At 59.6% G+C, this 23,221-nt stretch carries 18 protein-coding genes and 1 pseudogene; 8 read left to right on the top strand and 11 right to left on the bottom strand.

Translation table 11 applies throughout. From position 1 onward, the window contains the following. Positions 1–44 precede the first annotated feature (44 nt). From FYM52_RS02400 to FYM52_RS02385, 4 genes are all read right to left on the bottom strand, one after another. On the bottom strand, positions 45–1,364 hold the full coding sequence (locus tag FYM52_RS02400) for a Y-family DNA polymerase (RefSeq protein WP_154162962.1): 1,320 nt from the start codon (positions 1,362–1,364) through the stop codon (positions 45–47). Between the two features lie 8 nt (positions 1,365–1,372). Further along, on the bottom strand, positions 1,373–2,230 hold the full coding sequence (gene cho / locus FYM52_RS02395; RefSeq protein WP_154162961.1) for an excinuclease Cho: 858 nt from the start codon (positions 2,228–2,230) through the stop codon (positions 1,373–1,375). A gap of 2 nt (positions 2,231–2,232) precedes the next feature. Beyond that, a complete protein-coding gene (locus FYM52_RS02390) occupies positions 2,233–2,676 on the bottom strand; it encodes a LexA family transcriptional regulator (RefSeq protein WP_154162960.1) in 444 nt (147 codons plus the stop codon). A gap of 694 nt (positions 2,677–3,370) precedes the next feature. Next, positions 3,371–4,306 (bottom strand): LysR family transcriptional regulator, encoded by a 936-nt coding sequence (locus FYM52_RS02385; RefSeq protein ID WP_154162959.1) that lies wholly within the window; start codon positions 4,304–4,306, stop codon positions 3,371–3,373. A 134-nt stretch (positions 4,307–4,440) separates the two neighbouring features. Here FYM52_RS02385 and FYM52_RS02380 point away from each other — a divergent pair, with 134 nt between their 5' ends. From FYM52_RS02380 to FYM52_RS02345, 8 genes are all read left to right on the top strand, one after another. Continuing rightward, positions 4,441–5,625, top strand: coding sequence for a muconate/chloromuconate family cycloisomerase (locus FYM52_RS02380; protein WP_370513786.1), 1,185 nt, complete (start codon positions 4,441–4,443; stop codon positions 5,623–5,625). A 46-nt stretch (positions 5,626–5,671) separates the two neighbouring features. Beyond that, positions 5,672–6,607, top strand: a complete 936-nt coding sequence (catA, locus tag FYM52_RS02375) for a catechol 1,2-dioxygenase (protein ID WP_154162958.1) — start codon at positions 5,672–5,674, stop codon at positions 6,605–6,607. Positions 6,608–6,696: 89 nt separating this feature from the next. Beyond that, on the top strand, positions 6,697–7,500 hold the full coding sequence (gene pcaD / locus FYM52_RS02370) for a 3-oxoadipate enol-lactonase (RefSeq protein ID WP_154162957.1): 804 nt from the start codon (positions 6,697–6,699) through the stop codon (positions 7,498–7,500). A gap of 112 nt (positions 7,501–7,612) precedes the next feature. Continuing rightward, positions 7,613–7,891 (top strand): muconolactone Delta-isomerase, encoded by a 279-nt coding sequence (gene catC / locus FYM52_RS02365; protein WP_154162956.1) that lies wholly within the window; start codon positions 7,613–7,615, stop codon positions 7,889–7,891. A gap of 59 nt (positions 7,892–7,950) precedes the next feature. Next, complete coding sequence (locus tag FYM52_RS02360; protein WP_154162955.1) at positions 7,951–8,937, top strand: tripartite tricarboxylate transporter substrate binding protein; 987 nt, start codon at positions 7,951–7,953, stop codon at positions 8,935–8,937. Between the two features lie 846 nt (positions 8,938–9,783). After that, positions 9,784–11,124, top strand: coding sequence for an integrase family protein (locus FYM52_RS02355; protein WP_154162954.1), 1,341 nt, complete (start codon positions 9,784–9,786; stop codon positions 11,122–11,124). 134 nt (positions 11,125–11,258) lie between these two features. Then, positions 11,259–11,678 carry a helix-turn-helix domain-containing protein gene (locus FYM52_RS02350; protein WP_154162953.1) on the top strand — a complete coding sequence of 140 codons (420 nt, stop codon included), beginning with the start codon at positions 11,259–11,261 and terminating at the stop codon, positions 11,676–11,678. Then, on the top strand, positions 11,678–12,985 hold the full coding sequence (locus FYM52_RS02345) for a type II toxin-antitoxin system HipA family toxin (RefSeq protein ID WP_154162952.1): 1,308 nt from the start codon (positions 11,678–11,680) through the stop codon (positions 12,983–12,985). Before FYM52_RS02350 ends, FYM52_RS02345 begins: the two co-directional genes overlap by 1 nt. 244 nt (positions 12,986–13,229) lie before the next feature. Here FYM52_RS02345 and FYM52_RS02340 read toward each other — a convergent pair. From FYM52_RS02340 to FYM52_RS02310, 7 genes and pseudogenes are all read right to left on the bottom strand, one after another. Then, positions 13,230–13,475 (bottom strand): annotated as a pseudogene (locus FYM52_RS02340) (IS5/IS1182 family transposase); the annotation flags it as partial. A 20-nt stretch (positions 13,476–13,495) separates the two neighbouring features. Next, positions 13,496–14,203 carry a M48 family metallopeptidase gene (locus FYM52_RS02335; RefSeq protein WP_154162951.1) on the bottom strand — a complete coding sequence of 236 codons (708 nt, stop codon included), beginning with the start codon at positions 14,201–14,203 and terminating at the stop codon, positions 13,496–13,498. Then, the gene (locus tag FYM52_RS02330) at positions 14,203–17,466 is read right to left on the bottom strand and encodes an HsdR family type I site-specific deoxyribonuclease (protein ID WP_162524626.1); all 3,264 of its coding nucleotides are present in this window, start codon (positions 17,464–17,466) and stop codon (positions 14,203–14,205) included. The genes FYM52_RS02335 and FYM52_RS02330 overlap by 1 nt, the downstream gene beginning before the upstream one ends. Positions 17,467–17,475: 9 nt before the next feature. Continuing rightward, positions 17,476–18,552, bottom strand: a complete 1,077-nt coding sequence (locus FYM52_RS02325; RefSeq protein ID WP_154162950.1) for a macro domain-containing protein — start codon at positions 18,550–18,552, stop codon at positions 17,476–17,478. After that, positions 18,552–19,202 carry a DUF4433 domain-containing protein gene (locus FYM52_RS02320; RefSeq protein ID WP_154162949.1) on the bottom strand — a complete coding sequence of 217 codons (651 nt, stop codon included), beginning with the start codon at positions 19,200–19,202 and terminating at the stop codon, positions 18,552–18,554. The genes FYM52_RS02325 and FYM52_RS02320 overlap by 1 nt, the downstream gene beginning before the upstream one ends. Further along, positions 19,195–20,448 carry a restriction endonuclease subunit S gene (locus FYM52_RS02315; protein ID WP_154162948.1) on the bottom strand — a complete coding sequence of 418 codons (1,254 nt, stop codon included), beginning with the start codon at positions 20,446–20,448 and terminating at the stop codon, positions 19,195–19,197. The genes FYM52_RS02320 and FYM52_RS02315 overlap by 8 nt, the downstream gene beginning before the upstream one ends. Then, positions 20,441–23,212, bottom strand: coding sequence for a class I SAM-dependent DNA methyltransferase (locus FYM52_RS02310; protein ID WP_154162947.1), 2,772 nt, complete (start codon positions 23,210–23,212; stop codon positions 20,441–20,443). The genes FYM52_RS02315 and FYM52_RS02310 overlap by 8 nt, the downstream gene beginning before the upstream one ends. Positions 23,213–23,221: the final 9 nt, after the last annotated feature.

The raw sequence follows: 23,221 nt of genomic DNA, 5'->3' as shown, positions 1-23,221 counted from the left end.
CGCAGTCTCAAGCTGTGTGACCCACTGTCCTGTTCGGGATGCTTTCACGCGCAGGTGTTGGCCCGCGCAACCGGTATTTCGTCCAGCCTTGTGGTGTAGCGGGGCGTGCGGTGCTCCTGCTTCATGCGCCATCCAGCCGCATCGGTCTGCGTGTGGCCAGTGCTGCCAATGTGCAGCGTGGCTTGGCCATAGCGGGCATTGATGCGATCCATCGCTTCCATCAGCTTGCCTGGGTCTCGGCAGGTGCGGGGGGCTTCAAACAGCAGCTCGGCTTGCTGCTGGGTGTTGGCAGGGCACAGGTCCAGCAGCATCACGCCGGCCTTGGCCAGCTCAAACCCTGGCTGGTAGATCTGGCGCAGCCCACCCACGGCGGCACGGAGCAGCGTTCGGGTGTCGGCAGTGGGGCATGGCAGCGGCAGGGTGATGGACCGATTGAACCGCGGCCCCGCGCGGAAGGGAGAGCTGTGCGCAAACACCAGCACCGCCCCGGCCAGCTGCTGGCTGTGGCGCAACTTCTCTGCGGCCCGGGTGGCAAATTCGCTCACCGCTTCGACCAAGGGTGGCAAGCTGCGGATGGCCTGGCCAAAGCTGCGGGTGCAGGCGATCTGCTGCTTGGGGGTCGGGGCATGTTCCAGGCTGATGCAGCTGATGCCCTGCAGCTCCCGCACCGTGCGCTCCAGCACCACGCCCCATTCCTGGCGGGCCTGGGGGGCAGGCATCCTGGCCACGTCCAGGGCCGTGCAGAGACCGTGCTCTGCCAGCCTGGCCGCCATGCGGCGGCCAATGCCCCACACACCGCCGGCCGGGGTGCGTTGCAGCAGTTCCTGGCGCTGGGCGGTGGTCAGCTCGGCCCAGTTGCACACCCCTTGCAGCTCTGCCGACTGGTGGCCGGGTTGGCGTTCGGCATCCTTGGCGATGTGGTTGCACAGCTTGGCCAGCGTCTTGGTGGGGCCCAGCCCGATGCAGGTTGGGATGCTGGTCCAGCGCCAGATGCGGCTGCGGATGGCCCGCGCCCGGCGTGTCAGCTCGGGGATGCCTTCCAGGTCGCCGATAAAGCTTTCATCAATGGAATAGATCTCCTGCAGCGGCCCCAGGCCTGCGGCAATCGCCATCATGCGGGCGCTCATGTCGCCGTACAGCTCGAAGTTGGCCGACAGGCAGATCAAGCCGGAGGTGCGCTCCAGCTCCCGGAACTGGTAATACGGCTGGGCCATCTGGATGCCCAGGGCCTTGGCTTCGTCCGAGCGGGAGATGGCGCAGCCATCGTTGTTGCTCAGCACCACCACGGGCTGGCCGCGCAGCGCCGGCTGGAAGGCCCGTTCACAGGACACATAGAAGTTGTTGCCATCGATCAGGGCAAACATGGCGGTGCCTACAGCTGCACGATGGGCAATTGCCCCGTCAAGATGGGGCGGCACAGGATCTTGTAGCCATCCGCGTCAAAGCCGGCAGCCACCTTGGCCAGCTTGCGCGCCTGGGGCAGGCTGGTGGCGCTGCCCAGGTAGCACCAGTGGTGCACCACGTGCAACTGCTGCAGGTCATCGCAGCGCTCCTGCAGGGCGATCGGCCCCGGGTAGGGCCAGGTGGCAATCTGCAGGCTTTCCAGTGCCGCCAGCAGGCGCTGGGCATGCTCGGCCGGAGTCTCACGGCCACAGCACACGCCCTGACAGCGCTGGAGCATGGCCCTAAAGCACGCCCGGCCCGGTGGCAGCTTTTCCAGCCCCAGCGCACCCAGGCACAGGGCATGTGCATCGGCCAGTCCGTGCAGCGCCTGCAAGGCCGCCGTGCGGCTGCTGTACAGGCCGTACAGGCCCGGAGTGCTGGCAAAGTCCATGTCCCGGGCATGGGCCACCTCGGGCCGGCCGTCACGCAGCTGCAGTGCGCACAGCTGGCGGTTGCGGCGCAGCTTCTGGTTGTACAGCGGCTGCTGCTGTTTGATCAGTTGGGCCTCCAGCAGCAGGGCGCCAATCTCTCCCGCCGTGCGAATGTGGCTGATGTGCGTGGCCTGGCGCAGCATGCGTGCCTCGTCCGGGTTGCGCAGGTGGGCCAGCACGCGCGAGCGCAGGTTCACACTCTTGCCGATGTACAGCGGCAGGCTGTCCCCTTGCGCATGAAAGATGTAAACCCCCGGGGCTGCCGGCAGGTCTTGCAGGTTCGCGCGCAGGTGCTCCGGGTAGGCATACAGGCTGGCCGGGTCGAACTGCGGATGGCGGCGTGCGGGCAGCTGCATGGCTAGCGGGCAAAACGTTTGATGCAGGAAGTCACCACGCCCCAGATCTCCAGTGTCTCGTTATCCTGGGGGGTGATGTCCGGATAGGCGGGGTTGCCCGCCTGGAGGCGTACAGCGCCCCCCGCACAGTGCAGCAGCTTGACCGTGAACTCTCCCTCCACCATCGCCACCACGATGTGCGCATGGCGTGCCTGGATGGCGCGGTCCACCACGATCAGGTCTCCATCGTCGATGCCGTACTCTCGCATCGAAGGTCCCGCCACCCGCAGCAGGTAGGTGGCGTGCGGGTGCTCGATCAGCAGGCTGGCAATGTCCAGACGCTCCCCCCGGAAGTCCTCCGCAGGCGAGGGGAAGCCGGCACGCACCGGGCAGTCGGCCAGTGGCAGCGCCATGGACGAGGCGGTGGCAGGCACCGGGAGGCCGGATAAAAGACGGTTGCTGTACATACATACAGTATACGGCGATTGCCCAAAAACCATCCGGTGCGTGTTGTGTCCTGCGCAGCAGCGTGCGCGAATGGCCCAGACTGCAGGAAATCTTGTCGAGCGTCTGCTCGGTCAGCGCTTCAACAGGCAAGGCAACAGCGGCAGCGCCCTCCGTACGGTCAGTACTTAATTTTTAGTAGCAATGAATGTCGCCAAACATCAGCGTGTGACCAGGTGGCGCTTCCTATAACTTTGTTGCAGATCGCAAATTTTGGAATTGAATCCGGCCATAGACACGTTTTACCTGTTCAGCGCCACCATGGTGTGGGCGCAGTACCTGCTGCGCGATATCGGCGAATTGCCGGGTGCTCGTACGGTACTTTTGAACAGCGTCACCCATTCAGAGGCCTCCAGCCGCTTCCAGGGACTCTTGGTGGTGGAACACAAGCGATTGCGACAAGCGGATCACAAGGAGAAGGTGCAGAAGGTGCGCGCACAAGTGCCTGCGCATTCCGCAGGGGGCAAGCAGCATGGGGAGGCCGCTTTGGGTTGGGGATTCCACCAATCAATCCAACGCATTCATTCAGAATTTCACCTGGAGTTTGGGCCCTCAAGGTCGCGCTGTGCCCCTCGCTCAATTTCTAGCAATCACATCCAGCTCATCAAGGGCGCAGCCCACAGCGCTCACAACAGACAAGCGCAATGCAGCCAGGCATCAAACCGGATCACTCCCGTGGGGTGGGTTGTGCTCCGTGCCTAGCCAGCTCGGGTGTTCTGCATACACATCGGTGGCTAGGCGCTTGATGGCATCGATGAACCAGGCGTTATCGTTGATGCGATGGGTCAAGATGATGGGAGATGTCGCGCGCTGATCTTCGATCAGACGGTAATGCAGGTCGCTGCGCAGCCGTGCCGAGGCTGGGATGAGGCACAGCCCGGACTCTGCGGCCACCAGACCCAGTGCGGTTTGAATCTCGCGCACCTCGTGGATCTCTGAGGGGCGTATCGATTGGTCGCGCAGCAGGCTGAGGATGTGGTCCGCGAAGCTGGGACGTGGTTCCTTGGGATAGACGATGAGTTTTTGCCCATGGACAGCCTTCAGGCTGAGCTGGCAGGCTTCGGCAGCCAACGGGGAACTGGGCGGCAGGGCCAGTACCAGCCGCTCTTCGCGCAGGACGATGCGTGTGACCGCGGCATCGTTGCTGCGGATACGGCCGAAACCGATGTCGATACGGCCAGATTTCAGGGCTGCGATTTGCTGCATGGAGGTCAGCTCCACCAGCTGGATGTCCAAGTCCGGGTAGTGCTGGCGCAGCTTGCGCACCAGGGCGGGCAGGCCGCCGTAGAGGGTGGACGCCACAAAGCCGATGGACAGGGTTTGTCGCTGGTTCAGCCCGATTTGCTGGGTGGTGCTTTTGAGTTGGTCCAGCCGGTTCGTGATTTGCAGTGCTTGCTCATAAAACACGCGCCCGGCTTCGGTCAATCGCAGGGGGCGGCTGTTGCGCAGCAGCAGCTGCACCCCCAACTCCTGCTCCAGCAACTGGATCTGGCGACTCAGTGGTGGCTGAGCAATGTGCAGTTGCTCGGATGCCCGCGTGAAGTTGCGGGTGTTGGCAACAGCGATGAAGTATTTGAGCTGCCTGATATCCATAGGGTAAACCACTAATTAATGGAATTGATGGCGCCGAATTAGTTAATTCTTAGTGACTTAGCTAGAGACTATACCTAGAAGGTATTTAACAAGACGAATTTGGTGTTGGATGTGTCAGGGGACTGCGTTGTTCAATGGCTGCCATGGAACACACACAACGCCTTCAATTGTCGGTGGCCCCTGTGGCCATTGAGCGGGTAGAAACCTTTTTGGTGGACTTGCCCACCATTCGTCCCCACCAGCTGTCCATGGCCACGATGAACGGCCAGACGCTGATGCTGGTGCGTCTGTATTGCTCAGACGGTACCGTGGGCGTGGGCGAGGGCACGACCATTGGTGGGCTGGCCTATGGGGCAGAGTCGCCCGAGGGGATGAAGCTGGCCATCGACACCTATTTCGCACCTTTGCTGGTGGGGGCGGATGCCAGCCATGTGCCCGCCATCATGGCCAAGCTCGACAAGGCCATCCGCGACAACCGGTTTGCCAAGTGCGCGGTGGAAACAGCGTTGTTTGACGCGCTGGGGCAGCGCACCGGCCTGCCTGTGTCCCAGTTGCTCGGTGGGCGTGTGCGTGAGAGCCTGCCCGTGGCCTGGACGCTGGCCTCAGGGGATACCGCCAAGGACATCGACGAGGCCGAGCGCATGCTGGCGCAGCGTCGCCACAACATCTTCAAACTCAAGATTGGCCGCCGTGCTGTGGCCGACGACGTGGCCCATGTGGCGGCCATCAAGAAGGCCCTGGGTGATCGCGCAGCCGTGCGGGTCGATGTGAATATGGCATGGAGTGAACTGCAGGCCCAGCATGGCCTGGCGGCATTGGCCGATGCCGGCTGTGAGCTGGCTGAGCAACCCGTGGCCACCGCCGAAGCGCTGGCACGTCTGAAGGGGCGTTACCCGATTGCCATCATGGCCGATGAGTCGCTGACCGGCCCGGCTTCAGCCTTCGCCCTGGCCCGCGTAGCGGGTGCCGATGTGTTCGCTGTGAAGATTGAGCAGTCGGGTGGGCTGCGCGCTGCACAACAGGTGGCCGCGATTGCCGATGCTGCAGGCATTGCGCTGTACGGCGGCACCATGCTGGAGGGGGCGGTGGGCACGGTGGCTTCGGCCCATGTGTTTGCCACCTTCCGAGATCTGCAGTGGGGCACCGAGTTGTTTGGTCCCTTGCTGTTAACCGAAGAAATCTTGGCACAGCCGCTGCAATACCAGGACTTCCAACTGGCTGTGCCAACGGCTCCGGGTCTGGGGATTGCGCTGGATGAAGACCGCGTGCAGTTCTTCCGCCGTGACAAAAAGCGCAGTGCCGCAGTGGCGGCGCACTGAAGCCGCGTCTGTTCTATCCGTTCCTACGATGACCAAGGAGACCCGTATGTCTATTCAACTCTTCGACACCGCCGAAGTGCAGGACTTTCTGCGTCTGGCCAGTGGCCTCAATCAGCCAGGCGGAAATCCCCGCACCAAGCAGATCATTCACCGCATCCTGTCGGACCTGTACAAGGCGATTGAAGACCTGAACATCACTCCCGACGAATACTGGGCTGGCGTGGCCTATCTGAACCAGTTGGGTGCGCGTGGCGAAGCTGGGCTGCTATCCCCGGGTCTGGGTTTTGACCGCTACTTTGATATGCGCATGGACGCTGAAGATGCTGCGCTGGGCATCCAGAACGGCACACCCCGCACGATCGAGGGCCCGCTGTATGTGGCTGGCGCCCCCGTGGAGCAAGGCTTTGCACGGCTGGATGATGGCAGCGACAAGGAGGGTCACACGCTGATCATGCACGGCACCGTGCGTGGCGCCAATGGCCAGCCCCTGCCGGACGCGCAGGTTGAAGTCTGGCATGCCAACACCAAGGGCTTTTACTCCCACTTCGACCCGACCGGTGAGCAGCGTCCTTTCAACATGCGTCGCACCATCATTGCGGATGGCCAGGGACGGTACAAGTTCCAGAGCATCGTGCCCGTGGGCTATGGCTGTCCACCCGATGGTCCCACACAGGCCTTGCTCAATCAGCTGGGGCGCCATGGCAACCGACCTGCGCACATCCATTTCTTCGTGTCGGCGCCCGGTCACCGCAAGCTGACCACGCAGATCAACATCGATGGTGATCCGCTGGTGTTCGATGACTTCGCCTATGCCACCCGCGAAGGCCTGGTGCCTGCGGTGGTGGAGCGCACCGATGCAGCCAGCATCCAGGCAGAGGGCCTGAGCGCGCCGTTTGCTGAGATTGTGTTCGACATCCAGCTCAGTGCACTGGTGAATGGCGTGGACAACCAGATGGTGGATCGTCCACGCTTGGCGGCCTGATGGCTTGATCCGGTACAGCGTTGCATCGTGCACCACACGGCTTGGCCGTGTGATGCGATGGAGCGCCTGCCGCATGAAAGGAAACATTGATGGGCCATGCTCCTTTTCAGCTGCCGACATCGCGCGGCAATTTCCGGGTCGCGGTGGACGGTGATGTCACCGCTCCAGCACTCATTTTGAGCAACTCTTTGGGCACCACGCTGGAGATGTGGACACCGCAGGTGGCGGAGTTTGCCAAGCACTGCCGTGTGATCCGTTATGACACACGCGGGCATGGTGGCAGTCCAGTCACACCGGGTCCCTACCGTTTTGATGATTTGGGGCAGGATGTACTGGCCCTGCTGGATGCGCTGGACGTGGAGCAGGCCGCATTTTGTGGCATTTCCATGGGTGGCCACACGGGGCTGTGGCTGGGCATACATGCTGCTGCACGGCTGAGTGCGCTGGTGGTGTGCAACAGCGCGGCACGGATTGGTACGCAGCCCGCTTGGCAGGAGCGTGCCGCGATGGTGCGCGCAGGCGGAGCTGCCGGCATGCGCAGCCTTGCCGACTCTGCCCCTGGGCGCTGGTTTACTGAAGGTTTTATTCAAGACCGGCCTGACGTGGTGCAACGCGTACAGGAGGGATTGGCACAGATCAGCCCCGACGGCTATGCCGCCTGCTGTGAAGCCCTGGCCACTTCCGATCTGCGTGCCGACGTGGGCTTGATCACAACGCCCACGCTGTTGCTGGCAGGAGCGTTTGATCCTGTCACCACGGTGGCCGATGCCCAGGCCATGCAAGCGGGGATTGCACGTGCGCAACTGGCGGTGCTGCCCGCCTCCCATCTGTCGAATCTGGAAGCGCCGAATGACTTTGCCCAAACGGTGCAGAGCTTCATCGGCCACGCTTGAGACGACTTGCCCGCAGCAGTCACACCGGGTGCTGTGCGCTGACAGCAGCTAGTGACCCCGCTCCGGGTATTCCAACCAACCCATCCCGCAATTTCTCTCCCAAGGACATCACATGCTGTATCTGGTTCACATGATTGTTGAGATCCCTTCCACCATGCCTGCCGAAGAGGCTGCGCGCATCAAAGCGGAGGAGAAAGCCTATGCGCAGCGGCTGCAGCAAGAGGGTCGATGGCTGCACCTGTGGCGCGTAGTGGGTGAATACGCCAACTTCAGCGTGTTCGACGTAGAGAGCAACGATGCGCTGCACGAGGCCCTGAGCCAGCTGCCCTTGTTTCCCTACATGAAGATCACGGTCACCCCGCTGGCCAAACATCTTTCCTCGATCCGCTGAGCCTGCGCTGTCACGCACGCACGCACACACAACAACAAACATCTATCCCGGAGACAAGCATGAAGCCTCAATTGTTCAAATACACCGTGTCCACGGCTTTGCTCGCGGCATTTGCTGCACCCGTGCTGGCGCAAACCGATCCCGCGCAATGGCCCAACAAACCGATCAAATGGGTGGTGCCATTTCCACCAGGAGGCGCCATGGACGCGATTGCACGCACCCTGGGTGAGGTGGCTGGCCGCAAGCTGGGGCAGCCGTTTGTGATTGAAAACAAGGCGGGTGCAGGCGGCAACATCGGCTCGGATTTCGTGGCCAAACAGCCTGCGGATGGCTACACGCTGATGATCACCTCCATCGGCATGGCGACCAATGGTGCGCTGTACAGCAAACTGAGCTATGACCCGATCAAGGACTTTGAACCCGTCAGCTTGCTGGCTGTGGTGCCCAACGTCTTGGTGACCCACGCCAGCCAAAAGAACATTCAGAGCGTGAAGGACGTGATCGAGCAGGCCAAAAAGTCGCCGAATAAGTTTACGTATGCTTCTGCGGGGAACGGGACTTCCATCCATTTGGCCGGTGCAAACTTCACGGCATTGACCGGCGTACAGATGTTGCATGTCCCTTATCGTGGCAGCGGCCCTGCGGTCACGGACCTGCTGGGTGGTCAGGTGGACTTTATGTTCGACAGCATCACATCGGCACGCCCGCATATCCAGGCCGGCAAGCTGCGCGCCCTGGCCGTGACAACCAAGCAGCGCTCGGCATCGTTACCCGATGTGCCGACCGTGGCGGAGGCCGGGGTCCCCGGCTATGAGGTCTCGCCATGGTTTGCGACTTTTATGCCCGCAGGCACGCCAGCGGCGGTTGTGGAAAAGTTGAGTCTGGCCCTCAATGAATCCATGCGTGATCCGGAGGTGAAAAAGCGTCTGGATGCGATTGGTGCCGAGCCGATGGGCACCACCCCGCAGGTGCTGCGCACCCACCTCAAGCAAGAGACGGAGCGCTGGACCCAATTGATCAAGACCGCCGGCATTTCAGCGGATTGAGTGCGAGCAGCAAGAGCCTCTAACGCCGCCCAGCAAATCGAAGATTTGCGTCTGAGACGAGGCGTGAAGCCGCAGGCAGTACCAGCTGACGACATGGCAAAACAACGACATATCAAGGGTCGTGTTAACGGGTCTCAATGCACTGCGGTTGCATGGGAGGGAGCAGGCTTCGAACGTTCGAGCACGCTGGGGCTGGAGGCTGGCATTGGCCAACCCCAGCAGGACAATTCAACGACCCGGCAAGCAGTGGCTCACTGGCTTCTGGCGTGGGTGGGCCATAAGCCGGTGTACCCCGTACAAGATGTTGTCGCAGTATTGGCCTGGGCCGTTCGGTCTTGACCAGGGAGGTCAGCGTGCTGCGCATTAGCGGCACTGTCAGAGCAAGCTCCACGTGCGAGGTGCATTCGATAGGCAAATGCGGCGGAATGAAGGTGGTGCTGGGCTTGCCCAACGGTGGTACGCACCTAGTCTTGTTGCGCTGTTTGGACTGGGGTACTGACGCAGGTCAGCACCAATCGTCTGTGAAGCACCTCACTCACTTTTGTACCCCCGCAAAAAACAAAACCCCGCTATGCAGAACATAGCGGGGTTTCCTTATTTCAATGGTGCCGGAGACATGAATCGAACACGCGACCTTCTCATTACGAATGACGGGGATTGATCGTTTGGTTGTGTTTGTTTGTGTTGATATTTTTATATAAATCAATGACTTATTGAAATTGATCTGTGCTTAAATACAGTTGTTGTGTTGATTGGAGTTCGCCAAAATATAGTGAATTGGTATGCATGAGGGATGCATGAGTGCAGGCACCCCCTTTGTTTACTGTATGAGAAAGATTGGTGACTATGGCCCGACCCAAGAAAGATGCGCCTATAGACCTGAGTCAGCGCCACGCACTTACCGCTGGGCTGATCGAGCGGCTGAGCTGCCCTGAAGGTAAGGCGAAAGTGTTTTTACGTGACAGTGAAGTGCCTGGCCTAGCGGTTCGTGCTACTGATAAAGGTGCAAAGGCTTTTGTTTTTCAGCGTAAAACCAAAGAGGGCAGCTTCTTGAGTAAGACTATCGGCCCCCCAGCTGTATGGAGCATCGAGCAAGCGCGCACTGAGGCGCGGAAATTGGCATTGACAGTTGACCAAGGCCAAGACCCACGCGAGCTGGAGCGTCAGCAAAGGGCAGAGCAGGACGCCCAGCGACAGCAGGCCAAAGCCAAAGCTCTGACAGTAGGAGATATCTGGCCGTTGTATTTGGAGAACGGTAGACCAAAGCGCCGGGATGCTTGGAAGCCGCGCTACTTGGCAGACCTTCATGCAATGGCGCTCCCCGGTGGGGAGCCAAAAAAGCGCGGTACTGGACTGACGCGCCCCGGCCCACTTTTTCCTCTTCTGGCATTGCCCCTGTCTGGTGTGACAGAAGATGCGCTGAAGGTGTGGTTTGACCGGGAAGCAATCACAGGTAAGCACCAAGCTGCACGTGCCTTGATGATGTTTCGTGGCTTTCTACGCTGGTGTGCTGCTCAGCCCAAATATCGAGCGCTGGTGGACCGTGATGCCGGCAAAGCCCCTGCGATTGTGGAAAGCTTGCCTGCTAGTGTTCGGCGGACCGATGCTTTGGAGGCAGTGCAGGTGCAAAGCTGGTGGAGTGGGGTCGAGCAGTTGTCCAACCAAACCGCCAGCGCTTATTTAAGAACTTTGCTCCTGACAGGGGCACGCCGCGAAGAAGTGGCAGCTTTGACGTGGCAGCAGGTGGATTTCCGCTGGAGCAAGTTGACCTTGGCCGACAAGGTGGATGAGGTCCGCGTTATTCCGCTGACCCCGTATTTGGCGCAACTACTCATGCGTTTACCGCGTGTCGGTACCTATGTGTTTGCCAGTACCGGTAAAGCGGGGCGGATTACAGACGCTCGCGCAAGCCATGCCTTGGCGCTACGCAGTGCGGGAATTGGTCATTTGACATTCCACGGCTTGCGTCGCTCTTTTTCGTTGCTGGGGGAAGCTGCAGGCGCGCCTGCCGGTGCGATTGCACAGATCATGGGGCACAAGCCCAGTGCGACGGCAGAGGGTTATCGACCGCGCAGTATCGATGCGTTGCGGCCCTTCGCGCAGCGCATTGAGGCGTATATCTTGGAGTTGGCCAACGTCCAATTTGAAGCGCCTCAAGAGGCGACCAGATTGCGCATCGTGAAGTGATCCACTTGGTTGTCACAGGGCGAGGTCCTACCGCCAGTTCATGAGTATCACTCTTGAGTGATAACTTGCAGAAATCACATTAAAGTGATAATTTGCATATATCACTTTGAAATGATTTTGGCCGTGGGGGTGAGATGGACTACGCACTGAATTTTCCGCAGCACCTGGGCTTGTACCTCAAGTCGCTGCGTAAAGCCAAAGGCATGAGCCAAGCTGGATTGGCGAGCTTGCTCCAAGTCACGCAATCCAGAATCGCTGCGATTGAGAAGGACCCTTCCGCCGTCAGCGTGGGGCAGATGATGGCCATCCTGGAATTGTTGGGAGCGCAGTTGGTGCTGCGGGCTCAAACGCTGCCCCCAGAGACCGCGCTCTCAGACGCAGCATCCGTCCCAGTGCAAGCCGGTGAATCCACGTCAAAAAGCAAGCAGGCGAGGGTAGTAGCCAGTCAGGCAGCGCCAGCCCAGCACCTTGAGCCAAGGCCGAGCGCGCAGCCGCTGAAACACACGGTACTCGCAGATGACTGGCAGAGTCACAAGCCACAAGGGCGTTGGTAATGCGCGCGCTCGGTATTTGGATGAACGGTTTGCGTGTAGGTCGCTGGGAGATCTCGCGCACGGGTGCGCACAGTGTGGTGTATGACCCAGGCTGGCTGGCGAGCAAACATGTGCGCCCTTTGTCGCTGTCGCTGCCATTTACGCCGGACCTGCGTGTCACAGGCGAGGTGGTCGAGAACTTTTTTGACAACCTATTGCCTGACAACACCGACATCCGCAAGCGCATTCGGCAACGGTACGGGCTGCGCAAGTTGGACGTGTTTACCTTGCTAGAAGCGATTGGCCGTGATTGTGTAGGGGCCGTGCAATTACTGCCCGAAGGTGTTGAGCCTGATGGCTTTGATCAGGTCCGTGGTCAGCGATTGGATGAATCATCGATCAGCGCACACTTGAGCTCTTTGGGTGCTTCATTTGGCAGCCTGGATGCGGATGTCGACTTCCGCATTTCCATTGCTGGCGCACAAGAGAAAACAGCGCTGCTGCGCGTGGACTCGCAGTGGTACGTGCCCGAAGGCGCTACGCCGACCACCCACATACTCAAGCCCAACATTGGTTTGGTGCCGGGGACAGAGCTGGATTTCACACAGTCGGTACAAAACGAGTGGTTGTGCAATCAATTGCTTAAAGCGCTGGGATTGCCGGTAGCGAACTGCAGCATTGAAACTTTTGGCCCACACACGGTGCTGTGTGTCGAGCGCTTCGATCGCGCATGGACACCAGATGGCTGGTTGGCACGTTTGCCGCAAGAAGATTTATGCCAGTCGCTGGGGGTCGCCAGCACTCAGAAGTACGAAGCGGATGGTGGCCCTGGGATCGCGCAATGTTTGCAAGTGTTGAGCAAGAGCCAGGCGTCTGCGCAAGATTGCGCACGTTTTGTCATGGCGCAGTTGGCGTTTTGGCTTTTGGGTGCTATCGATGGACACGCCAAAAATTTCTCCATCTTTATGCAACCTGGCGGGGGATATATCGCAACGCCTTTGTATGACGTGTTGTCGGCATGGCCGGTAATAGGCCATGGGCACGGAAAGATTGCTTGGCAGAAAGCCAAGATGGCCATGGCTGTTCCAGGGACTCAAAGCCGCCACTACCACCTGCAAAAAATCCAGCGTCGGCACTGGAAGGCTTTGGCAGAGTGGACGCGGGTTGAGGGCCTGTGGCCCGCGATGCTGGAGATGCTGGCGCAGCTGGACACCGCGATTGAGCAAGTCAATGCTGGCCTGCATCCCAGTGTGTCACCGAGTATGGCGAAGCAAATATACGAAGGAGCACGTGCGCAAGCACACCGCTTTTTGGCTGCACCTGATTGATGAGGTCTAAGGTATTGGCCTCCATTCCAGTTTGCTGGATTCCCGCAAACTGGATTGCTGGATTCCCGCAAACTGGATTGCTGGATTTCAGCAAACTGGATTGCCGAGTTTCCGCAAACTAGATTGCTGGTTTCCAGCAACCTGGAATACAGGGTGAGGCTGACAAAAGGGATGCCTGGCACTCCCGCACGGCGCTGTTGCATAATCCAGAGTGAGGCCGAGCTTCCCCTTACCCCTGGCGCAGCTATGCCACGCGCACCGTATGGGGCGTGCCCAGGCTGGTGAACCTGTTGAGGATGGAGGCTCGCACCTGCAGCTCCGTGACCTGCCGGTCGAAGTCGCGTGCCATCACCAGCTCCCCCTGTCGCTTGAACCCCCCCATCTTGGTCTCCACCAGGCTGCGGCGGTGGTGGCCGCTGCACTTCTTCCAAATAGCTGGCCCAAGCTTTCGGGTGGTTCTCAAGATCTCGTTGCGGGCCTGGGCACCCGCTCTGGCAACCTAAGGACGTTTCACAGATCCAGCTCCGCGCCACGAATCCTGAGCCATTCTTTTCGCTCGCGGTAATCCGGCAGCACCTTGTCCACCTCATTCCAGAACGCCTTCGAATGGTCTCGGTGGTGCATATGGCAGAGCTCGTGGACGATGATGTAGTCGATGATGGTCAACGGGGCCATCAGGCATTTCCAGTGGAAATGCAGATCACCGCGCGGGGTGCACGACGCCCACCGGTAGCCCAGATCCTTGATCTGAACATCGCCTGCCTTCACACCAACCTTGGCCGCGAAATACGCTGCGCGCGTCTGAATCCGGGGCAGGCCTTTGATCTTGTAGAAAGCTTCGAACACTTGATGGGCGGCGTCCTTGCCACCGCAGTCGACAACCTCACGCAGCAGGTTGAACCGACCGTCTTTCAACTTGAGTGGTTCGTCTTGCTCGGCCACCAGTTGCAGCCGGTAGCAGCTGCCCAAGTAGAGAAACGTCTCGCCACTGACCCACTCGCGCGTGACGCGAGTGGCATTGAGGTCACGCCATTCCGCCAGATTGCGGTAGATCCACATCCGCTTGGCTAAAACGGTTTCATCTACCTGCTCGGGCGTCATCCGCTTAGGCGGGCGAACGGTGATGATCCCGTCGCGCTCGATCACGATATCTGTCGTCTGGCGGTCTGAGCCAGGCAGCAGCTGGTATTCGATATCACGCACTTGACGGAGCTGCATTAGACGCTCCCTGCTCGTGCCATGTTGACCAGTTCATCGTGCCGGTTCTTGGCAAGCTTCATGATTTCCACGGCCACGCGCTCACGATTGAGCTTTAGTTCCTCGATGCCCGTCTTAGCGATTTCGGTTTTGATCAAACCGCGCACGCGCTTCTGTTTATCGGGGTTCTGCCAGAAATCGATGCTGGCAATGGTTTCTTGCAGTATTTCCACGGTGGTCTCCATCAATGCCTTGAATGCAGGCTTGTCTGCATCATTGACAGAACCACTCGCGAAGCCAAGCTGCACGATGTATTCGTAGAAGGTCGTCGCCTCCTTGCTCATGCCGTCCTCACCCCGCTGACGGCCCGAAATGGCTTCCTTGCGCAGCTCGGCCAATTTTTCGGCCAGCAGATCCCATTCGTCGTGGTGTTTCTCGATCAGCGCATCGACTTTTTCCGACAGGCTCTTGTAGAAGGCCGGATCTTCATCGTGGTGAACCGTACAGTGCTTGCGGATGGCGTGCTCCATCTCGCTGGCCTTGGCCTCGTTGTTCTGGCCCGCATGCGCTGCCAGTTTGTCGAGGAAGTCTTCTGCCAGCAACTCGACCGGCGGCACCTTGGGGTTGATGCCCAGACTGATCAGGTGCTCGTTGATCAGCGCCTTCACCTTTTCGCCAGCGCTGCCGAGGTCCAGGCTGGTGTCCTTGTAGCGCTCTTTGGTCACCTGCAGGATGTAGCCGAAGCGCTTCGCGGGCACGCGGTAGGGCTGCGCAGATGCGTTGGGCAGGATGATGTCCAGGCTCATCAAGAACTTCTTGAGGTAGACCTCAAAATCAGCGCGCTTCTTGTCGTCCTTGAGCGCCTTCACCGCTTCGTGCACCACGGCAGCCTCGGCATCCAGATCGGGCAACTCTCCATTGACGAAGGCTGGGATCTGTTTGATGCCGAGCGCCGTGAAGTGCTGAAGCAGCCGCTGGTAGCGCTCTTCCAACACTGGCAACTCCGACGCGATGTTCTTCATCCCATCGTGCAGTTCCTGCAACTCGTCGCTGGCCGCGTACAGGGTCAAGGCATCGGTCAGGTGGTTGGCCAGGCCGATGTAGTCGACGATGTAACCGCGTTGCTTACCCTTCTTCACGCGATTGGTGCGAGCGATGGCTTGCAGCAGGGCGTGTTCGCGCAGCTTTTTGTCGATGTACATCACCTGCTCGATAGGCGCGTCAAAGCCCGTGAGCAGCATGTCGCACACGATCAGGAAGGCAATGCCGGTGTATTCCTTGTCCGGATCTTCAAAATCGAAACTGCGGCAGAAGTTCTCCACCGCGTTCATGCGCTGGGCTTCCTTGCGCGCCTGGGTGATGTATGCCGCCTCATTGGTGCCGTCCGATGACACCACCACGGCAGTCTTGAGAAAACTCAGACGCTGGATCAAATCGCTATCCGGCGAGGCCTTGGCTTCCTCGCGGGCCAAGCGCTCGGCCAATGCTGCCTTGATGCCGTTCTGATAACGGATACACGCCAGTTTTGAATGGCATACCACCTGTGCCTTGAAGCCGTTGGGCAGGATGTTGTCGATGTAGTGCGCCACCATGTCACGCGCAATCGCGGTGATGCGGTTTTCGGCTTCCAGAATATCGCCGGTCGCGCCGTACTTTTTCTTGATCGCCAGCAGTTCTTCTTCGCTGCGATCGCGGAACAGGTCTTCAAAGGCTTCGTCGAAAGCGTGTTTTTCGTTCAGCGCGCTGTCGGCGGTTTTGCCTTCGTAGAGGATTTGTAGCGTGGCACCGTCGTTCACCGCGTCCATCAGTCGATAGGTGTCGATGTACTCGCCAAAGCGCTTGTGGGTCTTCTTCTCGCCGTGGCGCTCCGTGATCAGCGGCGTGCCAGTGAAGGCGATGCGCGTAGCATTGGGGAAGGCCTCGAACAGGTTGTCGCCCAGGTCCGAGCTTTGCGTGCGGTGCGCTTCGTCGATCATCAGGATGATGCGGTCCGACGTGTTGACCACGCCGAAAGTCTTGCCCGCAGGCATGGCCAGGTAAGTACCCAGCGCTTCCGCCACGGTGTTGGTTAGCGTCTGCTTGTGCTCCTGGAACTTATGGATCATCACCATGCTGATGTCCGAACTGTCGGTCGAAAGATGCTGGCGCAGACCCGCCCTGGTTTCGATCACATTCACCCGTCCGCCAATCAGCGTGGCGGTGTCGCCCAGTTGTTCTTCCAGGTCTTGCCGATCATTGACCAGCACGATCTTGTAATCGGCAAGGTCACGGCTGGCACGCAGCATTCGCGCCAGAAACACCATGGTCAATGATTTGCCCGAGCCTTGGGTGTGCCACACCACGCCGCTGCGCTCGGTGGCTGTTTCGCCGGTACGCAAGCGTTCAACAATCTTGCTGGCAGCACGGAATTGCTGATAGCGGCACACCACCTTCACCCGTGGGCCACCGTCGGTGTCCATGAACACGGAGCTGGTGCGCAGGATCTGCAGCAGGTTGGCCTTGTTCAACATTCCGGCAATCAACTGCTGCTGGGCATTCAGGCCTTCGAGCGCGGAATCGTCAGCGGGGTGGAGCGTCTTCCAGGCATAGAAATGCTCTTCGCCCGAGGTGATGGTGCCGTAGTCGGCTTCCAGGCCACAGCTGCGAATCAGCATCAGGCTGCTGTAGAACAGTCGGGGTTCGCCTTCCTTCAAGCCCGAGGCTTCGGTTTCCTTGCGGCGGCACATGTAGCGCTGTAGTTGCACAAAGGCCTCTTGCATCGGGTTGGCGCAGGTTTCCGAACCCTTCTTGCACTCCACCACCACCAGCGGAATGCCGTTCACGAACAGCACGATGTCCGGAATGATGAAGGCCTTCACACAGCCCGGCGTGTCAATGCGGAACTGGTTGATGGCGTGGAACTGGTTGTTCGCCGGGTTGTGGAAGTCGATCAGGCGCACCACCGGGTCGGCCTCGCCAGTCAGCTCGTTGCTGTCGGTCTGCGCCTTGAACAGCATCGCCTGCACGGCCTCATTGGCCTCCAGCAAGGTGCGGTTCGGGTGGCGCAGCAATTGGCTGCGCAAATCTTCCAACTGGCGGTCGGTCAACCATTCACGCCCGTCATCGGTGCGGTTGATGGCGCGCACTGCGCTGTCGAACACCTGCGGCAACAACCATTGGCGGAAGTTGGCGCGCAGGCTGGGGGTCGCATCCTGGGGTACACCAGCGCCCTGGTCGATGATCGTCCATCCCAGCTCAGCCAGTTGTTGCAGGAAGGGGCGTTCGACCTCCGTGTATTCGCTCACGCCGCCCCCTCACGCCAGCACGGTGGCTGACTGTGTCAGGCGCTCCAGGGCAATGCCCAGTGCCCGGTCATCGAAGAGGCGATCCTTGCGGGCAGCGGCATCCGGGCCGCCACGCCAGTGGCGCAGCCCCTCACGCAAGGCGGGCACATTAGGCGCAACGCCCTCGCGATCCAACAGCCAATCCACGGTGGCCAGCAACTCCATGCCAAAGGGTGATTCAAAGCCATCAATGAGCGCGGCGGTGGATTCCAGTGCTTGCGTGTAGGCCTTGGCCTCGCTCTTGAGATAGGTCTGCACAAAAGCCTTACGCTCGTCGTCAAACCAGATCACGTCCAGTGGGTCCGCGTCGCTGATGCGCTTTTCGGAGTGCAGGTAGCTGCCATCCAGATTGTTCAGCAGATGATCGAGCCGGTTGGCGTAGGGGCCGTACTTATGCGGGGCGAACTGTAGATTCAGCGGGTTGTCACCAGGGTTGTAGCGCTCGATGGCCCGCTCCAAAAACCACGCCAGCTTCTGGATCTCCAGCAGACTGCACTCCATGCCGAGCACCCAGTAGCGGCGCACCAGTTCGGCAATCAGCGCACGGGCGGGAGTCAGCTTCTCAACACCAGCGCGCTTGGCCACGTTCTGGTACTGCTTGGTGGGCTCGAACACCAGGATGTCGATGTCCAGATCACCCAGCGCCCGTTCAATCTGTTCGCGCACCTCGGCCCATTCCAGCCCCCCATTGCCCGCGCCCAGCGGCGGGATGGCGATGGACTCGACCTGTTGCTCGATCAGGAAGCGCCGCAGGTCCTGCAGGCCCTCGACCACCCATTCCATGCGCGACGGCGCGCGCCAGTGCTGCTTGGTGGGAAAGTTAACGATCCAGCGCGGGCCGTCGAGTTCGTGCACCGGCGTGACGAACATCTTGCCGGTCTGCACTTCTTTGGCCTTGCAGGCAGCGGCGTAGCGGCGGAAGTTCTCGTCGAAGCGTTCTTTGAACATCAGCGCGATGCCTTTGCCCATCACTCCGACGGTATTAACCGTGTTGACCAGCGCCTCGGCGCGGGCCTCCAGCAAATTGCCTTGAGAGAATTTAATCATCAGAAATACCACCCTGTTCGGGCATAAACCGGCAGGTTCAGATTGCTGGCCTGAATCTCCTGTTCAATCCGTTGTTTCAATGCTTCCGTGTAGCACACGATGCCGAGAAGTCCGCTGACCGGCAAGTGCTGATGAATCAGCGCTTCGGCCTGGTAGCGCTCGAATTTTGCCGGGTCTTCCGGGTCCCGCTTGAAGTCCCGCCGCTGCAGCAAGGGCCAATCAATCTTGTTGAGATCGGCCAAGTCAGCGTAAAAATCCGCCCACTGGTAATAAGCATGGCAATCGGTGAACAGAAACGGCAAACCCAGCCCGGCAATATGATGCAGGCTGGACACCAGAATCACGATTTCCTCATTCGGCCGCTTCTGAATGCCGCCCCAGCCGGTGTGGATGTTGCGCAGCATGGGCGAAAACGGCGTGAAGTAGAACGGCACATAGTCGTTCAGCAAGCCGCCCGGTGGCAGCGGCACGGGGTGATTGGCCCGCTTGTCGATCAGTTCCGGGTTGCCGATATTGACCCAGCCTGGTGCCTTCACCGCACTGTTGCCGCAATGCAGGCCGTTGTCCAGAATCCACGGCAGATTGTCGCGGTGGACAATGCGCCAGATCAGCGCCTTCTCCGGGTTGAGGTTGGGATAGTGGTTAGCCATCGACCACCTCGGGTTCTTCGACCTTGACGGGCACTTTCCCGGTCAGCAGGTCGTGCATCAGGCCGCACTTTCGCATTCTGTAAGAATTCAGTTCGGCTTGAGTCGCTTCAATCTGAAGGTTGATTTTTTTCAAAATCTGCGCAATCTGACGTTGCTCGTTCAGCGGTGCAATCGGGAACGCTAGAGACGTGATTTGAGCAGTATTTATTCCTTCTCGCGTACCACGACCTTTGTCTCGCTCGATTTGCCTTTTTACTACTTCATTTGCAAACGCCGCCTCTACAAAGAGTGGTGCACAGCGTTCGTGATCAAGTGCTACGCGAATGATGTGATAGTTGATGAGGAATCCATAAACCAACTTGGTCGCCAATGCATTACGGCCAGTTGTGGCCCCCTGCCGGGCGAATAACAAATCACCAGACTTAATTCGGTAGCGACTGAGTAAAGCAGCCTTTCTTGGGGTGACGTAAAGCAAATCCGAAAGATCTAATTCGCCTTGCTGCACGTTTCCAATTCTCAAAACTGGAATTCCTTCTGCGACGAAGTCAGCATTACCCAAATCAGCCCCAAACGGACCAGTAAGAATCGGCTGTCGCTGCGGATCAGTCAGCTCAAGAATCGATCCAAGCTTCCAGCCGAATGGAATCTTTCCAAATTGTGTAGATGACGACGACTCAATGGGTCTAAGTTGGCCGTTGGGCAGCACGCCACGGGTGAACAAGTCGTACATCAGGCCGGCCTTGATCTGCTGGTATTTGGCGATCAGGGCTTCGGTTTTTTCGATGGCGGTGTCGATGCCGGTGAGGATGGTGGCGATTCGCTGCTGAATCGTCCGTTGCTTTGGGTAGCGCAGCTTCAGCAGTCTCCCCAGATCCTTGGGAACGTGGGGAACACCGGTGCCTGTACGGCGGTGCTGAATCCAATCAAACCGTTCGGACAGTGCGTAGTACAGATATTTGGGCTCAACCTTGTCGCTCGGCGAGAGCTTGGAAACCGTCGAAGCCACCACCCCTTGGCGACCATAGCCCACCAGACCAGAGCGCTCACCATCCCACAGCATCAAGGTGTCAGTGCTTTTTGCGATGACCGCGAGTCGGGTAGCGGCAAAGCCATCGTCACCGCCCTCTAGGCCCGACGCACCCAGGTAAGGAGCGTACCCATCACCATTGAACGGTGATGTGTCAACCTTCCGACCTTTTTGAAAGGTCGCCAGTTGATATAGGGGCGATTCAACCCACTCATTCATACCCCAACTCCACCAGGAATTCCCGCAGCGCCTTGGCCGCCTCATCCCGCGCGAACTCAATCTGCTTGGCCGTGACGGCGTATTTGCCCCACAGGTTTTCAACCGATGCAATGCAAGCGCGTTGATCCGCCCGCAGGTATTGCCGGTAGCTCTCGAACAGCAGCTTGCCCAGACGTTCAACGATGACCTGCCGTGCCTCGTCCTTGCTGATCTTCAGGCGGGCCTGTTCCACCAGCTCGTCCTTCTTGGCCTCGGTGGACTTGATGGCGGCTTTCAGGGCCTTGGCTTCGTCTTCCAGTGCTTTGTGCGTGGTCAGCTTGGCTTCGATGCGTTCGGCAGTGGCCTTGGCCTGCTGGCCAGCAGCCATGGCGGCTTCGATCACAGAAGCGAACGTGGAGGTGTGGCCGACAGAGGCGGATAGATCGAGGACGCGCTGGCCGTTGGCGAACTGGGCCTCCTTGGCGGTGAAACCATCGCTGCAGTGGTGCGCCTTGTCCGTGCCCTTGGGCAAAAGCCCGGCCACCTTGATCTCGGAGAACAAGTCACCCACAGCGCCCTTGAGCGTCTTGAGCTGGGCCTTCCATTCGGCGTTGGCTTCCTTGAGTTCGTCCTTGAGGGTTTTCACCTCATCGGCAGGCAGCACGCCGTTGTCGTCGGTATCTTCAAAGTCCTCTTCACTTGCGGCGGCGAACAGGGCTTGCAGCTCGGCGAGGCGGGCGTGCTGTTGTTCCAGTTCTGCCAATACCTCGGGGAACTGGCTTTGCAGGATGTCTTCATCCGGAATCAGCTCCGGGCCCCAGCCACTGGCGGCAATGGATTTGAAATCGGACACCAGCCCCTTGTAGTAGTTGGCGAAAGCGCCGCGTACCTGATAGCGGTTCAGCAGGTGTTGGCCTGCGAACGTGCGTTCGATACTGTCGAGCAGCGTGGCGCGCACGGCGTAGACGTTGCGACCAGTGGCGTGCTGGTTGTCCGCATCCGGCGCCAGAGCCTCGATGACAGGCAGGTGCTGTTGCCACCAGTCGGCCAGATCGGTCATGAACTGGGCGTGGCGCTGGGTGACGCTGGCGTGGCTGTTGATGTGCGGGGCGATGTCGCGCTTGTCGGCCAGGGGGGCGGCAAAGTCGGCATACCAGATGCCATGGGTTGCCGTGGCACGGGGCACAAAGATGCTTTCGCGCAGGCCCGCGTAGTTCTGCCAGAAGTGGCCAAGGGCATCGACTTCACTGACCGGCACGCCGCCGTGCAGATGGGCGCGCACGTCGTGCGGCTCGGGTGGCGGGGCGTTGTCCACATAGCGGCGGATGTTGCAGTTGTAGTCTTCCGTCTTGATGTCGGCCACCGGCACACGTTTAGCGTAACCGTCGATGTTCTTGCCATCGCGGTAGGCGTGCACGATCTTGTCGATGTCTTCCGGCCGTAGATGGTTCTGCGCCTTGCCTTCGCGGTATTCGCGGTCAGCATTGATGAACAGCACGTGGTCACGCTGCTGGGTGCCATCCTTGTTCAGCACCAGGATGCACGCAGGGATGCCGGTGCCGTAGAACAGATTGCTGGGCAAGCCGATGACGGCTTCGAGGTAACCCCTGTCGATGAAATACTGGCGCGCTTCGCGCTCTTCACCGCCACGGAACAGCACGCCGTGGGGCATGACGGTGGCCATGCGGCCATTGCTCTTGAGCACGGCCAGCATGTGCTGCACAAACATCAGGTCAGCTTTTTTGCCTTTTTCCGGCATCCAGACGTGGAAGCGCCCGGGGTAAGCGATGGGCTCCTTCTTCTTGGCACCGCTGCCATCGTCCTTGGATTTGGTCTTGGCGTAGTTCTGACTGAAAGGCGGATTGGCAAGCACACGGTCAAAGCGGCGCAGCTCGTTGTTTTCGTCTTTGTGCTGCGGGTCTGCCAGGGTGTCGGCGTTGCGGATGTCGGCGTGCGAGATGCCATGCAGCAGCATGTTCATCTTGCAGATGGACCAGGTCGTGCCCATCTTTTCCTGCCCGTTGAGCGACAACTCGGCCGCATCGGCCCCGCATTCGCGCAGGTAGTCGCGGGCCTGGATCAACATGCCGCCCGAGCCAACGGTCGGGTCGTACACACTCATGCCTTCCTTGGGGTCGCAAATTTCGACGCAGATGCGGACCACCTCGGCCGGGGTATAGAACTCGCCCGCCTTCTTGCCAGCCGAATCGGCAAAGTGCTTGATCAGCCATTCGTAGGCAGCACCGAGCAGATCGGGGAATTCGAAATCATCATCCCGCAGCGGGATCTTTTCGAAGTTCTGGATGAAGTCGACCAGGGTATCGTCATCCAGCGTGTTCTGACCGATCTTGCGGTTGAAGTTGATGGTGCCCTTAAGCACATCCTGCAGGGCATCGGCGTTTTCTTCTTCCAGGGCTTCCAGCGCCTTGTTGAGCGTGGAGCCGACGTTTTCCTTGACGTGCTTGAGCGCTGGTTGCTGGTTGCCTGCATCGTCTACCCACGGATCGTTCCAGCGGGCTCGTGGCGGCACGTAGAAATACTTGCCCGAGTACTGATCCGGGTCTTCGAGGTTGAGGGCGATGTCGGCCTCTGACAGCCCCGCCGCCTTGCCTTCCTTCTTGATCTCCTCCCGGCGCTGATCGAACAGATCGCTGGCACGCTTGAGGAACAGCATGCCGAAGATGTATTCCTTGTACTCGCTGGCATCCATGTTACCGCGCAGGTCATCGCAAGCCGTGAGCAGCAGGCTTTCCAGGCGGGCGAGTGTGAGTTTGGCGGAAGGCATCGTTCAGTC

Origin of the sequence: Comamonas sp. CAH-2, from assembly GCF_009668305.1 — a bacterium.
Classification (GTDB): Bacteria; Pseudomonadota; Gammaproteobacteria; order Burkholderiales; family Burkholderiaceae_C; genus Comamonas; species Comamonas aquatica.
This window is presented reverse-complemented; position numbering and strand designations above follow the sequence as displayed.